We start from the raw sequence: 21,973 nt of genomic DNA, 5'->3' as shown, positions 1-21,973 counted from the left end.
ACGCATGTCGCGCAGCCTCCCGCCCACCGTAGCCGCATGAGCCGCCTTACCGCACTGTTCTGGCGTAAGCCATCGCTTGGGCTGTTCCTGCTGCTGCTCGCGCCGCTAATGTGGTTTGGCATCGTTTATCTGGGATCGCTTCTCACGCTTTTATGGCAAGGGTTTTATACCTTTGACGATTTCACCATGGCGGTCACGCCGGACCTGACGTTTGCTAATATCCTGGCGCTTTTTAATCCGGCAAACTATGACATCATTCTGCGTACGCTGATGATGGCCATTGCGGTGACCATCGCCAGCGCTATCCTCGCGTTTCCGATGGCGTGGTACATGGCACGTTACACCCGCGGCAAGTGGAAGGCGTTCTTCTATATCGCCGTGATGCTGCCAATGTGGGCCAGCTATATTGTTAAAGCCTATGCCTGGACGCTGCTGCTGGCGAAAGACGGGGTGGCGCAGTGGTTTCTGAGCCACCTGGGGCTGGAGCCGATCCTGACCGCGATCCTTACGCTACCGGCCATTGGCGGAAACACGCTTTCCACCTCCGGGCTGGGGCGTTTTCTGGTGTTCGTCTATATCTGGCTGCCGTTTATGATCCTGCCGGTACAGGCGGCGCTGGAGCGGCTGCCCGCGTCGTTACTGCAGGCTTCAGCCGATCTCGGCGCGCGACCACGCCAGACTTTTCGTTACGTCGTTTTGCCGCTGGCAATCCCGGGCATTGCCGCAGGGTCAATCTTCACTTTTTCCCTGACGCTGGGCGATTTCATTGTTCCACAGCTGGTGGGGCCGCCGGGGTACTTTATTGGCAATATGGTCTATTCCCAGCAGGGCGCTATCGGCAATATGCCCATGGCCGCGGCCTTCACCCTGGTGCCAATTGTCCTCATCTCTCTTTATCTGGCGTTCGTGAAACGTCTGGGAGCATTCGATGCACTCTGAACGCGCACCGTTGTTCCTGAAAGTGGCAGCCTGGGGAGGCGTTATCTTCCTTCATTTCCCGCTGCTGATTATTGCGACCTACGCCTTTAACACCGAAGACGCCGCGTTCAGTTTTCCGCCGCAGGGGTTGACCTTGAAGTGGTTCACCGTGGCAGCGGGGCGTGGCGACATCACTGAATCAGTGACGTTGTCACTTCAAATCGCTGCGCTGTCGACGGCTATCGCGCTGGTGCTTGGCACGCTTGCTGCAGCGGCGCTGTGGCGAAGCGCGTTTTTTGGCAAAAATGCGATCTCGCTGTTGCTGCTGTTGCCGATTGCGTTACCGGGGATTATCACCGGTCTGGCGCTGTTGACGGCGTTTAAAACCATTGACCTTGAGCCGGGTTTTTTCACCATCGTGGTCGGTCACGCCACGTTCTGCGTGGTGGTGGTGTTTAACAACGTGATTGCCCGTTTCAGACGCACCTCCTGGAGTCTGGTCGAGGCGTCAATGGATCTGGGGGCCGACGGCTGGCAAACCTTCCGTTACGTGGTCCTGCCGAATCTCGGTTCGGCGTTGCTGGCCGGGGGGATGCTGGCGTTTGCACTCTCGTTTGACGAAATCATCGTCACAACATTTACCGCGGGACACGAGCGCACGTTACCGCTGTGGTTGCTTAATCAGCTCGGGCGTCCGCGCGACGTGCCGGTCACCAACGTCGTTGCACTGCTGGTGATGCTGGTCACAACCCTACCCATTCTGGGAGCCTGGTGGCTAACCCGCGACGGCGAAAACAGTGCCGGAAGCGGGAAATAACATTGATTTCAACAGGACAATGCTATGCAAACACAACTGCTGATAAATGGTGAACTGGTAGCCGGAGACGGGGAAAAACAGCCGGTCTATAACCCTGCCACCGGAGAGGTACTTCTGGAGATTGCTGAAGCGTCAGCAGCGCAGGTCGACGCGGCGGTCCAGGCCGCCGATCGCGCATTCATTGAATGGGGACAAACCACGCCTAAAACGCGTGCCGAGTGCCTGCTGAAGCTGGCTGACGTGATTGAAGCCCACGGCGAAGAATTTGCCCGTCTCGAATCGCTCAATTGCGGTAAGCCGCTGCACTGTGCGTTGGGAGATGAAATTCCGGCTGTGGTCGACGTTTTCCGCTTCTTTGCCGGCGCCGCCCGCTGCCTGAACGGGCTGGCCGCCGGCGAATATCTTGACGGTCACACATCGATGATACGCCGCGATCCGGTGGGCGTGGTCGCCTCCATTGCGCCATGGAACTATCCGCTGATGATGGCGGCATGGAAGCTGGCACCCGCGCTGGCCGCGGGTAACTGTGTGGTGATCAAACCTTCGGAGATTACCCCACTGACGGCCCTCAAGCTGGCGGAACTGGCGAAAGACATCTTCCCGGCAGGCGTTCTGAACGTTCTGTTTGGCCGCGGAAAAACGGTCGGCGATCCGCTGACCGGCCACGAAAAGGTGCGTATGGTGTCGCTCACCGGTTCTATTGCCACCGGCGAACATATTATTGGACACACGGCGTCCTCGATTAAACGCACCCATATGGAGCTGGGCGGCAAAGCCCCGGTTATCGTTTTCGACGACGCCGATCTTGATGCGGTTGTTGAAGGGGTACGTACTTTCGGTTTCTACAATGCCGGGCAGGATTGTACGGCAGCCTGCCGTATTTATGCGCAGAAAGGCGTTTATGCCGCGCTGGTGGAAAAACTGGGTGCCGCGGTGGCGAGCCTGAAAATGGGTGCGCCGGAGGAGGAAACCACCGAGCTAGGCCCGCTCAGTTCCGAAGCCCATCTTTCACGCGTCTGTAAGGCGGTTGATGAGGCTAAAGCCCTGAGCCATATTCGCGTGGTGACCGGCGGCGGCAAAAAAGAGGGGGCAGGCTACTATTTCCAGCCAACCCTTCTGGCAGGGGCAAAACAGGACGATGCTATCGTTCAGCGTGAAGTGTTTGGCCCGGTTGTAAGTGTCACCGAGTTTGATGACGAAGCGCAGGTGCTGGCATGGGCGAACGATTCGCAGTACGGCCTGGCATCATCGGTCTGGACCCGCGATGTAGGGCGTGCCCATCGGATGAGCGCGCGTCTGCAGTACGGCTGCACCTGGGTTAATACCCATTTTATGCTGGTGAGCGAAATGCCGCACGGCGGGATGAAGTTATCCGGCTACGGCAAAGATATGTCGGTGTACGGCCTTGAAGATTATACCGTTGTTCGCCACGTGATGATAAAGCACTAAGCCCCCATGCCCGGTCGCATTCAGCGCCGGGCATTCTCTCCTTTCAGTACATTATCCATAGTATTCAAATGGTTATTCTGTAACGAAAAAACTTGATCTGTATCAACATATGACGCATATTGCGTGCGGTTATTTTTTCGGCTCTGGTAAACAGAATGACGTTGTATCAAAAGATGTTGGTTTTTTACGCAATCATGGCTTCTGTCTGTGCATTAATTACCTGGTTCCTCTCTAAAGACCGCAAACGTATCCGACTGCTCAGTGCTTTTCTGGTGGGTTCAACCTGGCCAATGAGCTTTCCCGTTGCGCTGTTGATCTCGCTTTTCTGAAGCACGCTTCCCGTTTTAAAAGATGAACATAGCATTCCAGACACGAAGACTGTATAAATACACAGTGAATCGTTAAAGGAGTGCTTATGAACAGTTTTTACTCGCAGCAGGCCGGCTGCGTTGTGCGCTGGCACGATCTTCCCGGCTCTGGCGATCCTGTGGTGTTTATTCACGGGTTAGGCTGCGCCTCTTCTTATGAATATCCTCGTATCGTCTCTGACGCCCGGTTTGGTGCGCGCAGAGCCATTCTTATCGATCTCCCGGGCAGCGGTTACAGCGACAAACCCGTGCAGTATCGTTATCGCACCAGCGAGCAGGCGCGAGTGGTGGCTGAACTGTTGGACCATCTCAAACTCAATAGCTTCTGGCTATATGGTCATAGTATGGGTGGCAGCATTGCTATCGAGGCAGCAGGACTGATGGCGCCACGCGTAAAAGGGTTGATGGTGTCGGAACCCAATTTTCACGCCGGAGGTGGCATGTTCAGCCGCTCTATTGCTGCACAGACGGAACAACAGTTCCTGGCGCAGGGGTATGATGCGCTGCTCAGTGCAGAAACCTCACCCTGGGCGGGCAGTCTGCAAAGCAATGCGCCGTATGCCGTGTGGCGTGGCGCGTCCAGCCTGGTGGAAGGGGTAGAGCCGGAATGGGAGGTTCAGTTTTTGTCTCTGCGCTGTCCGGTGACGTTGATTTTCGGCGAGCGGTCTCTGCCTGATGATGATGTGGACTCTCTGCAAAAGCGGGGCGTTGAGGTGAAAATCATCCCAGCGGCCGGACACTCCATGTCATGGGAAAATCCGTCGGCACTGGCGCAGACGTTAGCAGAGTGTATGACCACGACCTGAAAGGATAGCCCGCATCTCTGCGGGCCAGGAGCGCTAACGTAACAGGGCTTGTAAGGCCTGGCGTGCGGCAGGCTGTACATCGTGCGGGTGGTGGAAATCGATGTTCTCTATTGCCCGGCTATAGAGGGCGACCAGCCAGTCATAGACATACACCGTTGCCGCATGTACGGGTTGTTCTCCCAGACGCGTCAGGCGCGGCGCGGTACTGTTGACCACCGGTGTGACAAAGATTGCCTGGCCTTTACGGATGCGGCTCGCCGGGCGTGCCTCTGCGGGTGTCCGATCGTAGCCCAGCCAGCCAATGAAGTTGCCCATTACGGCATGCAGTTGAGCAGCGCTGCTCTTGTCGGTTTCAACGATGTTCTGCAACTGCTGCGGCAGGTTCAGTCGGTAGCTGGCCACCACCAGAACGTCGGCAATTTGCTGCAAAACAGCGGGTTCCAGCCCAAGGCGCGCGGCAGTGGCATCGTTGCGGCTCCACTGGCGCAGATGGTTTATCCAGACTTTATGCGCCAGGCGAGCTTTGTCTTTGGTCTGGAATGGACTGGCGTTCTCCTGGGCATGCTCGGCAAACAGGTCAATGGTATCCGTAAACAGTCCGTTCACCTGCTCCTCGCGGGGCTGCTGAACGGCCAGCAGGGTTTCAAAGGCTTTAAGCGGCGGCAGAAGACCTTCAAGCAGTTCACCGTGGCGGGCGGCGGAGCTTTGCAGAACGCGCACCATGTTTTCGGCCTGAGTTCGTCTGGCGCCGGGTTCCTCAACCAGCGGTGCCAGATACCCCTTCATCAGGGCCGAGAGTTCCTGGCGCAGCATTGCTTTCAGCGTGCTAAGACGCTTCTGTCGCTGAGCGGATAACGTGGCCTGAGACAACCACTCGATCACGCGCTGCATGCTGTGGCTGTCCAGCGCCTGCAGTGTCCCCCAGCGCACACCCGGTTTGCCCAACAGGTGCTGTACCGTTTCATCAAGGTTCTGACGGGTGGTAAAACGTGCGTCGTGAGGCGTAATCGCCCACACCAGCCCCGGCAGGGGGGATTCTTCAACCGGCTGAGTCTCTTTGACCCAGTTCAACAGTACCCGGGCTTTTTTAGCCGTTTGCTCGTGCTGGGCTGTCGCATTGCAGATAACAAGCACGTCCGGTTGCAGCTGCTGGCGATAATGCTCCAGCAACCACTGGCATTTAGCCTGGTTCAGTGTATCGGCGCTGTTATCTGAAAAGACCGGAATATCAATAATATCGACATTATCCAGGGCGCTGCTTTCGACCGGCAAGACCAGCTCACGCGTCAGGAAGGCGAGCGTATCGACAGGGATACTGATGGCGTTAAGCATCTCGCCGTTGTTCAGCGGATGAAGCAGCGTCTCCTGGGCCTCCGGAAGGGAAAAGGTGCCGTGAGTCAGGAACCCTTCGCCCGGCAGCCCGAAGTTATCGACCAGCAGGCTGAGCGGGGCGGCGAGTGCTCCGGCATGGCTGGTCTGATGCAGGACATGAGCGAGCTTTAACCACTGCTGGGTCAACTCCTGTTGCTCACCCCACAGCAGCGACCAGACGCTGGCACGCGTGCTGAGATCGAGCGAAGGGACCAGCTGTGCAAACTGATGCCACAGGGCATCATCAATTTGTTGTTTCGCGGCAGGTACTGAGCTTTGCCAGAAGCGGGCGATGGCACCCACGTCCTGAGCCGTAATACCAGGAACACCCTGCGGCTGGCGCAGGCCACGCCACTTCTCCAGGCGCGTCTCAATGACCGCTTTATCCACGGCGCGGATGTCCGGCTGCAGCGTGGTGCGGGCGATAAACAGCTGAACCAGCTCTGCCTCTGTCACCAGGCTCAGGCGCAGCGGGAACGCCTCATCCATCACCTCTGTATTTCCGCGGGTGAACCGCACGGCCATGTTGGTCAGGGCATGTCCCGGATTAATGTGCGAAAAATAGTCAAATGTACGCTGGCCTGGCGTAACGTTCAGGCGGCCATTACCGCTGCCGCACAGCGATAAAAGCAGATGCGCTTTAGCACTCTGAGAATGACCGTAAAGTCCAATACTGCCCGGGCGTGACAGGGCGCGGTCAATGGCCTGCTCCCGTGCCTGCGTCGCGTTGATGCGCGCAAGAAGGGCATCGGCCTCGTTATCCAGCATAGGGGCGTTCAGGCGCGTCTCATTTATCCACCCGATTAAGGCCTGAGTGGTGGTCATCGTCGCAGTCATTTCAGGTATACGCTCCCGCTGTCGATCCAGTAGTGGCTGCCGCTATGACGGCGATCGGCCAGAGTATTCAGTTTGAAGGTTAAAGCATCAGGCGGAACCGGCGTCCCGTCCTGCAACCAGGCATCGCTCAGCGCGAAGGATTCAGGCCCTTCATGCTTATTGCCGCCACAAAGTTTGAGCCGCACGTTCAGCACGCCGTCACCCGCAATCGCTTTGGCCAGTTCGGCCGAGTTGATGCTAAGCGTATAGAGCGGCGTTGCCGGCCAGCGCGCGTTCGCCAGCTGGCGGAAACCGAGCGTCACATTTCCGCGCAGCGGGAAGTGCAGACGAGCGTCGAGTTTCGCACCCGGTTTATCCAGGTCGATATCCTGATACCAGACGTTTTCTTCACGCAGGGTGTTTACGGTGTTATCCAGTACGCCCAGATAGCGAACCGTTGAATATGCACCGATATCCGCGGCTTTAAAGTTAAAGCGCGGCAGTCGCAGGTCAAGCGCCAGGCTGCAAAGCATCGCGCCGACGGCGGCGGTCGATTTTGGATTACCAATGCGTCCTTGCTGGCTGAACGGGTACCATTCATGAACCTGGTATTTATCCAGCCAGACGATGCGATTAACCGGCACCGGCTGCAGGTGGCGAATAAGCGCCTGAACGCCAGGCAGGCAGCCCGGACGCCCCGTGATCAGCAGAATATCGCAGCTGTAATGTGAAATGGCCTCGCACACCGCATGCAGGGGTGACGCCAGCGTGAACTGGCCTGCCAGCATCGCATCCTGCATTTCACGGAAATTCACGTGCAGCGGAACGGCAAACAGATCGAAGGCGTCTGAACCTGCCGGCAAGGCATGATCGACGGCCTGTTGCAGATAATTCATCACGTTGCGGGTCGGTTTCTGCGACAGCAGATCGCCAAAGGTGGCATGCAAGCCTGCCAGCGGATCGTCGATGTCGCTGGATTCCCACGCGGCAAGGATGGCGTGACCAATCGGCATAAAGAGCTGAAGCGCCGTTTGCTGGCGCAATACCGCCTGAGTATCGATACGTCCTGAGTCACCAAACAGCGAGGCCATCAGCAGAGAGGCATCGGCGATGCCGGACTTCTGCAGCTGGGTTTGCAGGGCGGGTAACACATAGCGCTGGATGACGTCCAGCAGGGTGTCGTCACCGGCCACTTTAAACCCTTCACGGAACAGCAGCTGCGGCGTGATTTTGACGTTGTTACCGGAGCCGTCATCCAGCTGATAATGGGTGATCGCCATGTCGGTTGTGCCACCGCCAATGTCGATAGAGGCGACACGCAGCGAGCGCCCCGGCTGAACGCCTGGTTCAGGTTCACGATCCGGGCGGGCGAGGGAGGCGAAGAACGCTTCCGTCTGACCACCAAAATGTGAGATCGCTTCGTTGTACAGCCACACCAGTTGACCACAGCTGGCCTCGTCCCACTCCATCTGGATTGCAGGTACCGGCACCACGCTTTTTTCCTGGTGCTTACGGGTGGCAAAATCGTCGTCCTGCGGGTGCCAGCCCATCGCTTTCCAGACGATAGCGATCGCTTCGAACATGCGGCGACGGAAGATCTCGCGTTCCTGCTTCGGCATCGCCGAGGGCAGGGTCAGGATCAGCGTACGCAGCTGGCGTGGCGAGGCCGGAAAGCCCAGGCGCAGGCGCGTGGCAACGCTGTTGATCTGCCCCAGCGCCTGTGCCAGCAGTTCGCACAGCATATGCGTCATCAGCGTGCTGCGGCTGTACTGCGGGGAGAAAACCGGCAGTCGCTCGTCCTGCGGCAGCGTAAAGAGCGGTTCACCGTCATCGTTCATCAGGTTCATCAGCGGGAACGCGGTCGCCAGCGGTTCGCGCTGGGTTTTGCTGTTCATCTGGCTAAAGCGCCAGTCCTGGACCACCGGGGTTTCATCCCACAGGTAGCGACGCGGGCTGGAGATACCGCTGTTACCTTCCGTGCCCAGACGGCGCGTAGCCAGTTTGCGGGCTTCGTCGCCCACGCGGACAATAGACGGCCAGACAAAGGCATCTTCACGCCCACTTTCCACCGAGAAGTGCTGCTTGCCAAAACGCGCTTCTGAAAACTCCAGACGACTGGTAAACAGCGGCTCATTGAGGAACTGTGGTTCGCTTAACGAGCGCACCTGCAGTTCGGCCGTCTGGCGCAGACCGTCGTTCGCATCACCGTGATCTTCAATAATAACGCCGCAGGTATGGGTATTCCCGACGTCGAGGATCAGGTCGACCGGAATAGCCGGCGTACTGAGGGTATGGGTGACAAATTTCACTTCCGGTACGGTAAGCTGTTCACCGAGCATGGACAGCAGGTTGAGCCAGTGTGCCTGGTACTCAAAGCTGCGCATTGCCTGTTGCAGGTCGCGTTCCGCGCGGTTTTCAACGTCGGTCGCATAGTGGGTAAACGCCTCGCGCAGCCAGCCATCAATCCAGGTCTGGTCGAGGAAGCTTTCCACCTCATCGTCACGCCATGCCAGTCCGAAACGGGTGCCGTTGAGAATGTCATTTTCAACCGGGGACAGCGCGGCAGTAGCATGCGCTGCAATCTGGCTGTCGAGAGCGAGCGTGACGCGGTGTGTATTACCTGCCGCATCAGGCGTTTCAAGTTTACGCACCTGGACACGCGCCCAGTTATCCGGCCCGTCAACAAAGGTACGTGGCGGATTGAAGCGCAGGAAGGGAATGGGGAGCCAGACACCATCCAGCACCGTCAGGGACTGATGCAGTGGGATCGTGGTTTCCGGTTTCACCACTTCAGGCTGTCCGCCGTTCAATCCCGGCAGCGTGTAACGCCCGTTGACGAGATCGAAATCGAGACGCAGAAGCGGACCGTTGGCGGTTTTACGTACGAAGCGCCCGTTGCTGGCGGTGTCCTGCGGAGTCAGGCCAAAATCGAGGAATTGCACGCCGCTGTTGGCAATAAGCGTGACGCTCTGTTTATAGTCGCAAAGATTTACCAGCATAGGGTCAGGCACCTGCTTTCTTGAACGTCAGTGGAACGACGGTTTTGGCATCATAACGGGCATTACATTCAGCGACATCGCTGGTACCTGCTTTACAGGCAACTTCCGGCATCGGGTAGCGTGAACCGTCTGTGCAGCGGGCATTACCGCGACTCTTAATCATCAGTTCGCCATTGCTGTGCAGCCCGGAGAAAACCTCCACGCGGCAGACAACATTGTCACCGTGAACAACACGAGCGAAGCCTTTATTGTTCTGGATCTGATAGCGCAGCGACGGTGGTTTGCCGGTAATCGGATCTTTCACGTCGAGGATCGCACGCCATGTTCCGTTCAGAAAACGCGTCGACCCCGCTTTCACCTGGTTTGCTTCCATGACCATGGCGTCTTTCGGGATCGCCGCAATCACAACCGGTGCAGGCGCTGGGGCAGCAACGGGAGCCGGCTCTTTTTCTTTGCTCGCGACCACCTCTGCCTGATGCAGCGGTAATTTCATCGGCAGCGGCTCAACGGCTTTAATCGGCTTTGGCGCAATGGCGACAGGTTCAGGGGCAACGACAGCCACTGGCTCGGCAGAAGGGGCCTGTTTTGGCCACAGCAACGGGGTGGCAATCGCGGCAACGATCACGGCGGCAACCGGAAGCGTCCACAGGGGAACGCGGCGTTTTTTGGCTACGATCGCAGGCTCTGGCTCGGGTTCTTCCACAGGCGGCATAATGACCGGCGCAGGCTCAGGCGTATACAGTTCGTCCGGCGTGATGCGCACCACCGTGGCCGGGGCGATCAGCGGCTCATCGGCCTGTTCAAAGGTCAGGACTGGGGTCGGTTCCGGCTCGGGTTCAGGGTCTTCAATGACAATCGGGGCTGGCTCAGGGATCAGCGATTCACGTAAACAGTCGAGTACGTCGTCACGTGCATTCTCATTGAGGTTTACAAACCCCCAGAAGCTTATGACCGGCTTTCCATCAACCAGGAAAAGGAAATTTTCGCCGGGAAACTGAAATGCTTTCGACAGCAGGGAGCCGAAAAGCTGTTGCGCTGTTTTTGGCGACTGCAGGCACTTCTTACTCAGCGATTCAACGCTGGCCAGCGTATTTTCCAGATAGCGCAGGGCGCGATAACGATCGTCTTCGTTCGCCGCTTTCCAGCTGGTTACACAACCGTCGACCGGCGAATACCAGTCGACACGGTCGCCACCATCATTGACCTGCGGAATAGCCAGACAGTCGACAATCGCCTGTTGTTTGCGTAACCGGAGCGCTTCCCGGATTTGTAACGCTGATTCAAAAACGGCTTGTCCGCCGCCGCCAACGGCCTGAAAGTCATCCAGATTACCGCTGCGTAAAAGAGTTTTTGCCACGATTTGATCCCATATACTTCTTCACACCGTTACTTTAACGAAATCGGGAAGCAACCAAACGGAGGAAGAGACGCCAAAAGGGACGATTTCTTGTGGCATAGAAAGGTGCGGTTGTGCTTGACGAATAATGGCACTTAAGGCAAATCAACCTCTGGCGCACTGGCTGTAAAACCAGCGGAAAACGTTGCTTTAGAATAACCTGATAGTGATTCGTTATTTGCCAGGTTATAGCGGTTGTGCTGTTATTACAGTCCAATATAATAAAACTGCCAGGGTTATAACCATGTCTACAGGGAAAACGCTGCTCGCCCTCGCGCTGAGCACTCTCTTACCAGCAGGTGCCGCATGGGCGGCGAATAATGACACCATCATTTATTGCTCTGAAGCATCACCGGAGTCTTTCAACCCGCAGATCGCCAGCTCGGGCCCGTCATTCGTGGCCAGCTCTCAGGTCCTGTATAACCGCCTGATCAATTTCGACCCGGTGAAAAACACCCCGGTACCGTCGCTGGCAGAGTCCTGGACAATTTCCCCGGACGGTAAGACTTATACCTTTACGCTGCGTAAAGGGGTCAAGTTCAACAGCAATAAATACTTCAAGCCGACCCGTGATTTTAATGCGGATGACGTTATTTTTTCCGTCATGCGTCAGAAAGACCCTAAGCATCCTTATCACAATGTTTCGCAGGGTAATTACGAATACTTTAATGACGTAGGTCTGGACAAGCTGATTCAGGACGTCAAAAAGGTTGATGATTATCACGTGCAGTTTACGCTGAGCGAACCAAACGCCGCATTCCTTGCTGACTGGGGGATGGATTTCGCCTCTATTCTTTCCGCTGAATACGCTGACGCGATGCTGAAAAAAGGGACGCCTGAGAATGTCGATACCTGGCCGATTGGTACCGGGCCGTACGTTCTGCAACAGTACAAAGTGGATTCGCTGATCCGCTACGTCGCTAACCCGAACTACTGGGAAGGTGCGGTTCCGACGAAACACCTTATTTTCTCCATCACGCCAAACGTAGAAACGCGTCTGGCGAAGCTGCAGACCAACGAATGCCAGATCATTCCGGCGCCGTCACCGGTTCAGTTTGATGTTATTAACAAAAATAAAGACCTGAAGCTGCACGCCGTGGAGGCGTTGAACGTGGGGTATCTGGCGTTCAATACCGAGAAAAAACCGTTTGATAACGTGCTGGTGCGTCAGGCCCTGAACTATGCGACGGACAAAAAAGCCATCGTGAATGCGGTCTTTATGGGTTCCGGTACGGTGGCGAAATCCCCCATTCCGCCGAATATGCTGGGCTTTAATAACGATCTGAAGGACTACAGCTACGATCCTGAAAAAGCGAAAGCTTTGTTGAAACAGGCCGGTCTGGAGAAGGGTGCGGACGTGACGCTGTGGTCAATGCCTGTGCAGCGTCCGTATAACCCTAACTCGAAGCGTATTGCGGAGATGATTCAGAGCGACTGGGCGAAAGTCGGCGTGAAGGCCAAAATTGTCTCTTACGAGTGGGGCGAGTATCTCTCCGGTATGCGTAAAGGGGAGCATGATTCCGCGCTGTTTGGCTGGATGTCCGATAACGGCGACCCGGATAACTTTGCTGATGTACTACTGGGATGCGACAGCATCAAAACTGGATCGAACGCCGCGCGCTGGTGCGATAAGGGGTATGATGATCTGGTCAAGAAAGCCAAACTGACCAGCAACCCGGGTGAGCGTGCAAAACTCTACAGCCAGGCGCAGGAGATCTTCTATGCCCAGGCACCGTGGATTGCGCTGGCGAACGGCAAAACGTTCTACGCCACCCGCAGCAACGTAACGGGGTACAGCGTGAGCCTGATGGGCAGCGATTTCTCCAAAGCGAAACTGAACTGACATTTTTCCCGGCAGGCACCGCGCCTGCCGGGCATCTGACAAGGAGTGACAATGTCACATTTAAATGAAGTTATCGCCCGTGTCGATACCGCCATCGAAGAGGGAGTGATTAGCCGAATGAATGAACTGCTGATCGAACTGAGCGACGACGCAGCGTTAAGCCGTGAAGATCGCTACAGTCAGCAGCAGCGTCTGCGTACCGCGATTGCACATCACGGTAAGCAACATAAAGAAGAGATGGACGCCCGTCAGGAATTGCTGACCAAAGGCGGTACGATACTGTAGCGGTGAGCCGGGGGTCAGAACTGGCGTCTCGCGACCAGCCACGCCCCGACCACCAGCATTACGGCACCGCACACCGGGCCAATCAGCGCGCGCAAGGGGATGCCATTGCTTCTGAGTACATCCATTACCAGCCCGCCAATCAACTGGCTTGCCACCAGCACGGCGATGGTTGTCGCTGCGCCAACATTTTGATAGCCGCTGATACTGGCAAAAACAAAAAACGACCCTAACAGCCCCGGGATCAACGTCCACCAGCGGATCGTTGAGGCCAGCTCGCTAAATCCGGCGAAGCCCTGTTTTAGCAGCAGAATGCTGACAAACAGCACAATGCCAACCAGCGAATTCAGCAGCATCGCGATAAGAATGGTCGAGGAGGACTGAGTGATGCGCACCATTAAGGTGTTTTGCACCACCAGGCCAATTCCCGCCGCCACCAGAAAAGCCAGCGTCAGAGATTGATTCATGAGATAGCATCCGGATCGCTGCGCTCATCAAGCTGCAACTGCATAAAGGTCAGATCCAGCCAGCGGCCAAACTTCGTGCCCACCTGCGGCATCTGGCCGGTGGTCACAAAACCGAGCGTCTCATGAAGATGAATAGAGGCCTGGTTTTGCGCCTCAATGCCCGCCACCATGACGTGTTTGCCGAGGGTCCGCGCTTCAATAATCAGCGCGTTCATCAGCGTGCGGCCAATACCTTTGCCCTGATGATCCGGATGAACGTAGACAGAATGCTCTACCGTATGCCGGAAACCGTCAAAGGCGCGCCAGTCGCCAAACGAGGCGTAGCCGGTGATAACGCCATTCTCTTCACTCACCAGCACCGGGTAGCCTGCGAGGGCACGCGCCTCAAACCAGGCAATGCGGTTATCCGTATCGACGGTTTTATCATTCCAGATCGCGGCAGTATGCAGCACCGCGTGGTTGTAAATCTCCCCAATAGCGGCGCAGTCTTCTTTGCAGGCATGACGAACGATCATGTTTGAACCTCTGAGTGTGTTGTTCACTATAGTATTACGTTTCGATTACGATATTACACAACTGTACAGACGGATGGCTATGACATAAGCCAGATTTTTTTGTTATCAAAACCGCGTTGAAATGCCGTTCATACACTATAGTATGACGTCATGAATACTATGACAGACACAATGAATCAAAGGATTAGCGCGCGAATTCGCCTTGAACGCGAGTCGCGAGGATGGTCATTAAGCGAGCTTGCTGACCGGGCCGGCGTCTCGCGCGCCATGATCCACAAGATAGAGCGCGGGGACAGCAGCCCGACGGCGACCTTGCTCGCGCGGTTATCCGGCGCGTTTGGCATCAGCATGTCAACGCTGATCGCCAGGGCCGAAATGCAGGAAGGAAAGCTGCTGCGTCTGGAAAACCAGCCCGTCTGGCGTGACCCTCAGACACACTACCTCCGCCGCCACGTTTCACCCCGCACCGATCTGCCCATCGATCTTGTTCAGGTTGAGCTGCCGGCGGGAAGCGATGTCCCTATGCCCGCGTCGTCGTATGCGCTGGCGCGCCAGCTTATCTGGCTGCAGTCTGGCGAACTGGTTTTCCAGGAGGGCGATACCCGTCATGAAATGCACGCCGGTGATTGCCTGGAACTGGGGCCGCCCAACGACTGCCGGTTCATTAATGAGACGAATAAAACCTGTATCTATCTGGTTGTGCGGCTTAACCAGTCTGGCTCGTAAAGTTAAAGCGTTTACGCCGATCATGAGCCAGGCTCTAATGACATTTGTACCAGAAGGAGTTCCTGATGAATCAATCTGTTTCGCAAAATCGCCGCTGGGTTCTGGCTTCTCGTCCGCACGGTGCGCCGGTCGCGGAGAATTTTCGTCTGGAAGAGCAGCCTGTTCCTGAACCTCAGGCAGGACAGCTTTTGCTGCGCACGGTCTGGCTGTCGCTTGATCCTTACATGCGTGGGCGCATGAGTGATGCACCTTCCTATTCACCGCCAGTGGAAATTGGGGCGGTCATGGTGGGGGGAACGGTCAGCCGCGTTGAGCAGTCAAATCATCCGGACTATACGCCGGGTGAGTGGGTGTTGGGCTATAGCGGCTGGCAGGAGTATGCAATTTCAGACGGCAGCGGCCTGGTGAAACTGGGCGATAATATTTCTCACCCCTCGTGGGCGCTGGGCATTCTGGGTATGCCAGGGTTTACCGCCTATATGGGGCTACTGGACATCGGCCAGCCTAAAGCCGGTGAAACGCTGGTGGTTGCGGCGGCGACGGGGCCGGTTGGTGCGACGGTCGGGCAGATTGGTAAAATCAAAGGTTGCCGGGTGATCGGCGTTGCCGGTGGTGCAGAAAAATGCCGCCATGCCGTCGAGGTGCTCGGGTTTGACCAGTGCCTGGATCACCATGCCGATGACTTCGCGGCCCAGCTGGAAAAGGCCTGCCCGAAAGGGATTGATGTCTATTATGAAAATGTCGGCGGGAAAGTCTTTGACGCCGTGTTGCCCTTACTGAACACCTCGGCGCGCGTACCGGTATGTGGTCTGGTGAGCGGTTACAATGCGACGGGTCTGCCGGAAGGGCCTGATCGTTTGCCGTTATTGATGGCGACGATTCTGAAGAAACGTATTCGTATGCAGGGGTTTATCATCGCTCAGGACTACGGCCATCGCATCAAGGAGTTCCAGGATGAGATGGGGCGCTGGGTGCAGGAAGGCAAAATTCACTACCGTGAGCAGGTCACAGACGGCCTGGAGAATGCGCCTGAGGCGCTGATTGGCCTTCTTGAAGGAAAAAACTTCGGCAAAGTCGTGATTCGCGTCGCGGGTGACAATAAATAATCTAAAATATGGCGGGGTTTCCCGCCATATTTATTTGTGAAGATACGATATATTGTCTTTAATTAACTGGACATGGCTTTTCGCGCCTTCCGTTCAGATGAGCACGAAAACGAAAAAAATAAATTTTGCATTTCTTGACATTTTTACAGACTTCCCATCACCAGGCATGACGATACAGGATATATCGGAACAGCGTCGTTTATAAAAAACGGCGTTTAAAAATAGCATTAAGTATTAGCTACAGGAATTGAACATGCTTGATTTGGACCATTTAGAAAAAGCGCAAAGGATCAGTCTTACCATGCAAGTCGAACTCAGTTTGAAAGGCGCGTTAATTACAGGCTCACTGAAACCTGGCGCTCGACTGATTACCAAAGAAATTGCTGATAAATTAGGAACCAGTATTACCCCGGTCCGCGAGGCGCTTTTGCGTCTGGTGTCGTCTGGGGCATTACACGCCACGCCAGCCCAGGCGTTTCTGGTTCCTGAGGTCACGCTTGAGCGTTATAACGAGATTAACGCCATCAGAAAACAGCTTGAGCCTATGGCGGTAGCTGCCGCCTGTCAGCATATGACGGAAAATAAGCTGGAGGTGTTGCGCAAGCTATCAGAGACATTCCATGAAGCCATGCGCAACGGGCACGTTCAGCAGGCGCTGCATGCTAACCGCATCTTTCGGTTTACGCTTTATCAGTACGCGGAAATGCCGACACTCAGCGCCTTAATTGAGCAGCTATGGGTGCGTATTGGACCTTGCATGAACTATCTGCATCAGGAGCTTAACGACATCAAGGTGTCGACTTATCACTACGCCGAGCTCCTGTCCGCGCTTGAGCGAAGAGATGTTGATGGCAGTCAGAAGGCGATAGAGACGTTGATTGATGAAGCGAACACGCTTTTACAGCGACAATATTTTAACTGAGAGATTATTTAGCAGAGCGACTATATCCTGCCGCGAATTATATTCCTGGTTAAATACTCCTGATGGCTTATTGCCATCAGGAGCGTTATTCCATTTATAAAAATAATATTCAGCAAAAAAGAATGCTTTTTGCTTACTCGAAGCGATAAGAGACTGACAGACCTACGCCGTAGTTACGGCCCGGTGCAGGTTCGTAATAACGCCCGTTGGATTCATTCACGATAACCGATCCGACATACTCTTTATCGAACAGGTTATCGACGCGACCAAAGACGTCCATTCCCCAGTTACCGTAGTTGAATTTATACCCGGTATTCAGCCCAACCACCGTGTAGGACGGGGCTTTCGCCGTGTTCTCGTCATCCGCCATGATATCGCTCATGTAGCGCACATCCGATCCCGCATACCAGCCTTCTTCCGGCTGCCAGCCAAACGAGGCATAACCCATGTTGCGGGCAATGCCCGGCATACGGTTGCCGTTACAGTCACCGGTGCTGCACACGTTGGTTCGATAGGTGGCGTCCAGGTAGGTCCACGCCATTTTCAGCTTCCAGTTCTCAGCAAACTGCTGATCCAGGGAAACTTCAACCCCCTGACGACGGGTTTTACCGGCGTTTTTATAGCTGGTACGACCGCCAGCGCTGGCATCGACGACAATCTCATCATCCGTATCGGTGCGGAACAGCGCTGCCGTCAGCAGACCATTACCGATACGGGTTTTGCTGCCCACTTCATAGGTATTGTTCGTGGAAGGTTTCAGGCCAATGTTGAGGCCGCCCTGGTTATCCGCACGATAAGAGAGCTCATTGATGGTTGGCGTTTCAAACCCACGACCTGCCGCAGCATAGAGATTCCACGCATCGGTCACGGCATATTTCACCGAACCGGCCGGGAGCCACTTGTGATAGCTTGCGTCACCGCTGTCGTCTCCGTTGCCCGGGGTCACGTAATGGTCGTTGGAGTCAAACCAGACCGAGCTGTATCGGACGCCGGCATCCACGGAGAGTTTCTGCGTTAACTGCCAGCTGGTTTGCAGGTACGGGTCGACGTTCCACATCAGGTTACGTTCGTTACGACGTTTGTCACCCTTGACGCCGTACTCCGGCACGCCGTTGTTCATGACGAAGTTCTCGTATCCGCGACGATCTTCGCTCATGTTTTCGTAGTTCAGACCGGTGGTAAAGGTGACCGGAACCAGCAGTTCGCCACGGTGCGTCCAGCGGGTATCAATCCCCTGGTAATGGCGCTGCATATCAATCACGCCGCCGGAGTGGGAAGGTCTCAGCTGAGGCTGATAAGGAATTGACTGGTACTGCGTCATTTCACGTTCGCCGGCGTACATCATGACGCTGAGATCGTCCTGGGTGCTGAGCTGACGATCGTAGCGCAGGCCAGCCTGGGTCTGCTTGATGGTCTTACGCGTATTGTATTGATCGCCACGCGGAGACTGGCGAGGGTTGTCATGCCACTCCTGGGCACTCAGTCCACCCGGATCGTTGGCTTTCATGTCCACGCTGTTGAAAATCAGCGTCAGCTTGCTCACGTCATCGATACGAACACCCAGTTTAGCGTTGGCGAGATTCTTCCGTGCGCCGCTGTGGTCGCGATAACCTTTGGTTGTGAAACGGGTAGTGGACACGGTGTAGTCCACATCCCCGGCATGCGTCCCGTCACCCATCGCACCGGTGGCTTTCATTCCATAGCGCCAGGTACCGTAACTGCCGTAATAGCTGCTGGCCTCGATGGTCGACGGCTGCTGCCCGGTCTGGGTCGTCATGTTGATCACACCGCCAGAGGCGTTGCCATAAAGGGCAGAGAAGGGGCCGCGCAGCACTTCTACGCTGTCCACGCTGGAGAGGTCGATATTGGAGGTTTGTCCCTGTCCATCCGGCATGGTTGCCGGAATACCGTCGACATACATACGGATACCGCGCACGCCGAAGGTTGAGCGGGCACCAAACCCACGCATCGAAAGCTGGAGATCCTGAGCGTAATTCTGGCGGTTCTGGATCTGCAGCCCCGGCACGCTGCCAAGAGATTCAGACAGGTTAATGCGTGGCGCAGCATGACGCATATCCTCGCCATTCACGACGCTGACCGCCGCCGGGGTATCGAGCTCCGAGACGGTTTGCGGCGTGGCGCTGACGATCATGGTCTGTTCATCGGCACTCATCGCAGTGAGAGGCGCAGAGATAACAGGAACCAGCAGCAGTGGAAGCGTTGCCTTACGGGCAGAAATGATTTTCATGAAATAGACCGGTTATGGAAAAAACGTACCAAATGGAACATGTCCATATATGTTAAATCTTTTGTAAATCTTTTGAAAACTATAACCGCACATTGCGTTAATGAAAGGCCGGCAAGGAAAGAAAAACTCCACATTTAACTCATAAATGATTACTATTCTCATTATCAAGAAGGCAATGCCATGACGTTGCCTGCCGGAAGTGATGTCAGCAGTAAACCCTGTGTTCAAAAAAGGAATTGTTATGTCTTTACGTCATCTGTGCTCGCCGCGCCTGAGTATGTCTCTGCTGTCAGGGGCGTTACTGTTTGCCGGAACCTTCCAGGTTCATGCTGCCGAAGAGATGTTGCGCAAAGCGGTCGGGAAAGGCGCATATGAAATGGCCGTGAGCCAGCAGGAGAATGCGCTGTGGGTCGCGACATCGCAGAGCCGCAAAACGGACAAAGGCGGGATTGTCTATCGCCTTGACCCGGTCACGCTGGACGTGACGCAGGTCATTCATAACGATCTCAAACCGTTCGGTGCCACCCTTGATAATGCCACCCAGACGCTGTGGTTTGGTAACACCATCAACGGCGCGGTAACCGCGATTGATGCCAAAACGGGTGACGTGAAAGGGCGACTGGTGCTGGATAACCGTCAGCGCAGTGAAACCGTCAAACCGCTGCAGCCACGCCAGCTGGTGGCCGATGACAGCACAAACACGGTTTACATCACCGGCGTAGGCCAGGAGAGCGCGATTTGGGTGGTGGATGGTGCAACGCTGAAGCTGAAAGAGACCATCGGCAGCACCGGTAAATTCAGTACCGGCCTGGCGCTGGATGCGAAGGCAAAACGTCTTTACACCACCAATGCTGATGGCGAACTGGTGACGATTGATACGGCAACCCACAAAATCCTCAGCCGTAAAAAAGTGCAGGACGACGGTAAGGAGCACTTCTACCTGAATCTGAGCCTGGATACCGCCGGACAGCGTGCGTTCTTAACCGACTCAAAGCAGCCGGAAGTGCTGGTGGTGAATCTGAAGGACGGCAGCGTCATCAAGAAAATTGCCGTGCCTGAATCGCTGGCCGTTCTGTTTAACCCGGCGCGCAACGAAGCGTATGTGACGCACCGTGAAGCGGGTAAGGTGAGCGTAATCGACGCGAAAACCTACAACGTTACCAAAACCTTCGACACCCCGGTCTATCCGAACAGTCTGGCGCTCTCTGCGGATGGGAAAACCCTGTATGTGACGGTAAAACAAAAATCGACCCGTCAGCAGGAAGCCACCCAGCCTGATGACGTGATTCGTATCACGCTCTAAGTTTCGCTCCTCAACATAAAGAAAAAGGGAAGGCGCAATGCCTTCCCTTTGTATAACCAGCAGGTCGATATTAACGCGACGTCTCTTCAACCAGCGGGGCGTCGTGTTGGGCATCATCAGGATGAACCGGCGCCGTGCTGTGAATTTCTTGTACGCGTTTACGCACGCCAAACCAGCCAGCAATCAGCAATACGGCCAGCAGAGGAATGGTGGCAATCGTGTAGGTACCGTTCGGGTAATCAAACGCCATCAACACCAGCACGCTGAACAGGAACAGCAGGGTGAGCCAGGAGGTCACCGGTGCGCCCGGCAGCTTAAAGCTGACTTCAGCGGCTTTGCCTTCTTTGATCGCTTTGCGCAGACGCATCTGGCAGACCACGATAAAGGCCCAGGAGGCGATGATGCCGAGCGCGGCAACGTTCAGCACGATTTCGAATACCTGAGACGGTACCAGGTAGTTCAGGAACACGCCGAAGACATATACCACCAGCGTCGCCAGAATGCCCGCGTAAGGCACATGCTGACGGCTCATCTTCGACATGAATTTCGGCGCCGAGCCGCCCATCGACATGGAGCGCAGGATACGACCGGTGGAGTAAAGACCCGAGTTCAGACTGGAGAGCGCAGCCGTCAGCACCACGATATTCATGATGCTGCCAACATAAGGCACGCCCAGTTTAGAGAAGAAGGTCACAAACGGGCTTTGACCCGCCTGATAGGCGTTCCACGGCAGCAGCAGAACCAGCAGCACCACGGAACCAACATAAAAGAGACCGATACGCCAGATAACGCTGTTAATGGCTTTAGGGACCATGGTCTGTGGGTCTTTACATTCACCCGCCGCGGTGCCGACCAGCTCAATGGACGCGAACGCGAACACCACACCCTGAACCAGCACCAGCGCAGGCAGCAGGCCATGCGGGAAGAAACCGCCGTTATCAGTGATCAGGTGGAAACCGGTGGCATTGCCATCAAGCGGTTTACCGCTACCGAGGAACACCGTACCTACGACCAGGAACACCACGATGGCCAGCACTTTTACCAGCGCGAACCAGAACTCCATCTCCGCGAACCACTTCACGCCGATCATGTTCATGGTGCCGACAATGGCCAGTGCGCCCAGCGCAAACACCCATTGTGGCACATCACCAAACGCGCCCCAGTAGTGCATGTAAAGCGCGACGGCGGTGATATCGACAATACCGGTCATTGCCCAGTTGACGAAGTACATCCATCCAGCAACGTAGGCCGCTTTTTCACCGAGGAATTCACGGGCATAAGAGACAAAACTGCCGCTGGAAGGGCGATGCAGTACCAGTTCGCCCAATGCACGAAGAATGAAGAAAGAGAAGATCCCGCACACCAAATAGACCAGGGCGAGAGCCGGGCCAGCCATCTGCAGACGAGCGCCAGCACCTAAAAACAGACCCGTTCCGATAGCGCCGCCGATGGCGATCATTTGAACCTGACGGTTGCCCATCGCTTTGTGGTAGCCCTCTTCATGGGAGTTTAACCAGCGACGTTTAGCAGCGTGATGATCGGCTGCGCTTTTATTGCTTGTTTTCATTGAGTTACCTGTTTGCCTGTCTGAACCATTATCGTGATAGTCCTGCCTGGCAGA

General features: G+C 55.6%; 18 protein-coding genes. 11 read left to right on the top strand and 7 right to left on the bottom strand.

Annotated elements, in window-relative coordinates; genetic code table 11:
• Positions 1-36 precede the first annotated feature (36 nt).
• The 5 genes from AM379_RS20305 to AM379_RS20285 all read left to right on the top strand — a co-directional run bounded on the left by AM379_RS20305 (position 37) and on the right by AM379_RS20285 (position 4,358).
• A complete protein-coding gene (locus tag AM379_RS20305; RefSeq protein ID WP_175392646.1) occupies positions 37-939 on the top strand; it encodes an ABC transporter permease in 903 nt (300 codons plus the stop codon).
• The gene (locus AM379_RS20300; RefSeq protein ID WP_040017600.1) at positions 929-1,735 is read left to right on the top strand and encodes an ABC transporter permease; all 807 of its coding nucleotides are present in this window, start codon (positions 929-931) and stop codon (positions 1,733-1,735) included. The genes AM379_RS20305 and AM379_RS20300 overlap by 11 nt, the downstream gene beginning before the upstream one ends.
• A 24-nt stretch (positions 1,736-1,759) precedes the next feature.
• Complete coding sequence (gene patD, locus AM379_RS20295; RefSeq protein WP_047356432.1) at positions 1,760-3,184, top strand: aminobutyraldehyde dehydrogenase; 1,425 nt, start codon at positions 1,760-1,762, stop codon at positions 3,182-3,184.
• A gap of 155 nt (positions 3,185-3,339) precedes the next feature.
• Entirely contained in the window at positions 3,340-3,513 is a 174-nt protein-coding gene (locus AM379_RS20290) for a GhoT/OrtT family toxin (protein WP_032670341.1), read from the top strand.
• An 86-nt stretch (positions 3,514-3,599) separates the two neighbouring features.
• Entirely contained in the window at positions 3,600-4,358 is a 759-nt protein-coding gene (locus AM379_RS20285; RefSeq protein ID WP_063214371.1) for an alpha/beta fold hydrolase, read from the top strand.
• Positions 4,359-4,391: 33 nt separating this feature from the next.
• Here AM379_RS20285 and AM379_RS20280 read toward each other — a convergent pair whose 3' ends face one another.
• From AM379_RS20280 to AM379_RS20270, 3 genes are read right to left on the bottom strand one after another with little or no spacing between them, the layout of a single operon-like run.
• Positions 4,392-6,566 carry a virulence factor SrfC family protein gene (locus AM379_RS20280; RefSeq protein WP_063934307.1) on the bottom strand — a complete coding sequence of 725 codons (2,175 nt, stop codon included), beginning with the start codon at positions 6,564-6,566 and terminating at the stop codon, positions 4,392-4,394.
• Positions 6,563-9,544, bottom strand: coding sequence for a virulence factor SrfB (locus AM379_RS20275; RefSeq protein ID WP_032680932.1), 2,982 nt, complete (start codon positions 9,542-9,544; stop codon positions 6,563-6,565). Before AM379_RS20275 ends, AM379_RS20280 begins: the two co-directional genes overlap by 4 nt.
• A gap of 4 nt (positions 9,545-9,548) precedes the next feature.
• On the bottom strand, positions 9,549-10,901 hold the full coding sequence (locus tag AM379_RS20270; RefSeq protein ID WP_106504160.1) for an SrfA family protein: 1,353 nt from the start codon (positions 10,899-10,901) through the stop codon (positions 9,549-9,551).
• Between the two features lie 283 nt (positions 10,902-11,184).
• Between AM379_RS20270 and AM379_RS20265 the strand changes: the two genes are divergently transcribed.
• Both AM379_RS20265 and AM379_RS20260 read left to right on the top strand, forming a co-directional pair.
• Positions 11,185-12,783, top strand: coding sequence for an ABC transporter substrate-binding protein (locus AM379_RS20265; protein ID WP_025204114.1), 1,599 nt, complete (start codon positions 11,185-11,187; stop codon positions 12,781-12,783).
• Positions 12,784-12,834: 51 nt separating this feature from the next.
• A complete protein-coding gene (locus AM379_RS20260) occupies positions 12,835-13,068 on the top strand; it encodes a YdcY family protein (protein ID WP_020884026.1) in 234 nt (77 codons plus the stop codon).
• A 14-nt stretch (positions 13,069-13,082) separates the two neighbouring features.
• Here AM379_RS20260 and AM379_RS20255 read toward each other — a convergent pair whose 3' ends face one another.
• Both AM379_RS20255 and AM379_RS20250 read right to left on the bottom strand, forming a co-directional pair.
• Positions 13,083-13,532, bottom strand: coding sequence for a DMT family transporter (locus AM379_RS20255; RefSeq protein WP_014170257.1), 450 nt, complete (start codon positions 13,530-13,532; stop codon positions 13,083-13,085).
• Entirely contained in the window at positions 13,529-14,047 is a 519-nt protein-coding gene (locus AM379_RS20250; protein ID WP_020884028.1) for a GNAT family N-acetyltransferase, read from the bottom strand. Before AM379_RS20250 ends, AM379_RS20255 begins: the two co-directional genes overlap by 4 nt.
• A gap of 150 nt (positions 14,048-14,197) precedes the next feature.
• Between AM379_RS20250 and AM379_RS20245 the strand changes: the two genes are divergently transcribed.
• The 3 genes from AM379_RS20245 to AM379_RS20235 all read left to right on the top strand — a co-directional run bounded on the left by AM379_RS20245 (position 14,198) and on the right by AM379_RS20235 (position 16,801).
• On the top strand, positions 14,198-14,773 hold the full coding sequence (locus tag AM379_RS20245; protein WP_106504159.1) for a helix-turn-helix domain-containing protein: 576 nt from the start codon (positions 14,198-14,200) through the stop codon (positions 14,771-14,773).
• A 65-nt stretch (positions 14,774-14,838) separates the two neighbouring features.
• Complete coding sequence (locus tag AM379_RS20240; protein WP_047356436.1) at positions 14,839-15,879, top strand: NADP-dependent oxidoreductase; 1,041 nt, start codon at positions 14,839-14,841, stop codon at positions 15,877-15,879.
• A 253-nt stretch (positions 15,880-16,132) separates the two neighbouring features.
• A complete protein-coding gene (locus tag AM379_RS20235) occupies positions 16,133-16,801 on the top strand; it encodes a GntR family transcriptional regulator (protein ID WP_020884031.1) in 669 nt (222 codons plus the stop codon).
• Positions 16,802-16,934: 133 nt separating this feature from the next.
• Here the strand turns inward: AM379_RS20235 and pqqU are convergent, their stop codons facing one another.
• Complete coding sequence (pqqU, locus tag AM379_RS20230; RefSeq protein ID WP_106504158.1) at positions 16,935-19,049, bottom strand: TonB-dependent receptor PqqU; 2,115 nt, start codon at positions 19,047-19,049, stop codon at positions 16,935-16,937.
• A 241-nt stretch (positions 19,050-19,290) separates the two neighbouring features.
• On the opposite strand from pqqU, the gene yncE reads away from it, so the two are divergent.
• Complete coding sequence (yncE, locus tag AM379_RS20225) at positions 19,291-20,352, top strand: 7-bladed beta-propeller protein YncE (protein ID WP_032680940.1); 1,062 nt, start codon at positions 19,291-19,293, stop codon at positions 20,350-20,352.
• A gap of 70 nt (positions 20,353-20,422) precedes the next feature.
• Here the strand turns inward: yncE and ansP are convergent, their stop codons facing one another.
• Positions 20,423-21,919, bottom strand: coding sequence for an L-asparagine permease (gene ansP / locus AM379_RS20220; protein WP_032678241.1), 1,497 nt, complete (start codon positions 21,917-21,919; stop codon positions 20,423-20,425).
• Between the last annotated feature and the right edge of the window lie 54 nt (positions 21,920-21,973).

Source organism: Enterobacter cloacae complex sp. FDA-CDC-AR_0132, assembly GCF_003010695.1.
Classification (GTDB): Bacteria; Pseudomonadota; Gammaproteobacteria; order Enterobacterales; family Enterobacteriaceae; genus Enterobacter; species Enterobacter ludwigii.
Note: the sequence above shows the minus strand (reverse complement) of the source record. Positions and strands in the feature narration are given on the sequence as shown.

What these genes read in the sequence shown, in the direction of transcription:
- AM379_RS20235 (WP_020884031.1), top strand. Translation starts at nt 16,133, where the DNA reads ATGCTTGATTTGGACCATTTAGAAAAAGCGCAAAGGATCAGTCTTACC.
- pqqU (WP_106504158.1), bottom strand. Translation starts at nt 19,049, where the DNA reads ATGAAAATCATTTCTGCCCGTAAGGCAACGCTTCCACTGCTGCTGGTT.
- AM379_RS20300 (WP_040017600.1), top strand. Translation starts at nt 929, where the DNA reads ATGCACTCTGAACGCGCACCGTTGTTCCTGAAAGTGGCAGCCTGGGGA.
- AM379_RS20265 (WP_025204114.1), top strand. Translation starts at nt 11,185, where the DNA reads ATGTCTACAGGGAAAACGCTGCTCGCCCTCGCGCTGAGCACTCTCTTA.
- AM379_RS20290 (WP_032670341.1), top strand. Translation starts at nt 3,340, where the DNA reads ATGACGTTGTATCAAAAGATGTTGGTTTTTTACGCAATCATGGCTTCT.
- AM379_RS20245 (WP_106504159.1), top strand. Translation starts at nt 14,198, where the DNA reads ATGAATACTATGACAGACACAATGAATCAAAGGATTAGCGCGCGAATT.
- patD (WP_047356432.1), top strand. Translation starts at nt 1,760, where the DNA reads ATGCAAACACAACTGCTGATAAATGGTGAACTGGTAGCCGGAGACGGG.
- AM379_RS20305 (WP_175392646.1), top strand. Translation starts at nt 37, where the DNA reads ATGAGCCGCCTTACCGCACTGTTCTGGCGTAAGCCATCGCTTGGGCTG.
- AM379_RS20280 (WP_063934307.1), bottom strand. Translation starts at nt 6,566, where the DNA reads ATGACTGCGACGATGACCACCACTCAGGCCTTAATCGGGTGGATAAAT.
- yncE (WP_032680940.1), top strand. Translation starts at nt 19,291, where the DNA reads ATGTCTTTACGTCATCTGTGCTCGCCGCGCCTGAGTATGTCTCTGCTG.
- AM379_RS20250 (WP_020884028.1), bottom strand. Translation starts at nt 14,047, where the DNA reads ATGATCGTTCGTCATGCCTGCAAAGAAGACTGCGCCGCTATTGGGGAG.
- ansP (WP_032678241.1), bottom strand. Translation starts at nt 21,919, where the DNA reads ATGAAAACAAGCAATAAAAGCGCAGCCGATCATCACGCTGCTAAACGT.
- AM379_RS20285 (WP_063214371.1), top strand. Translation starts at nt 3,600, where the DNA reads ATGAACAGTTTTTACTCGCAGCAGGCCGGCTGCGTTGTGCGCTGGCAC.
- AM379_RS20260 (WP_020884026.1), top strand. Translation starts at nt 12,835, where the DNA reads ATGTCACATTTAAATGAAGTTATCGCCCGTGTCGATACCGCCATCGAA.
- AM379_RS20275 (WP_032680932.1), bottom strand. Translation starts at nt 9,544, where the DNA reads ATGCTGGTAAATCTTTGCGACTATAAACAGAGCGTCACGCTTATTGCC.
- AM379_RS20255 (WP_014170257.1), bottom strand. Translation starts at nt 13,532, where the DNA reads ATGAATCAATCTCTGACGCTGGCTTTTCTGGTGGCGGCGGGAATTGGC.
- AM379_RS20240 (WP_047356436.1), top strand. Translation starts at nt 14,839, where the DNA reads ATGAATCAATCTGTTTCGCAAAATCGCCGCTGGGTTCTGGCTTCTCGT.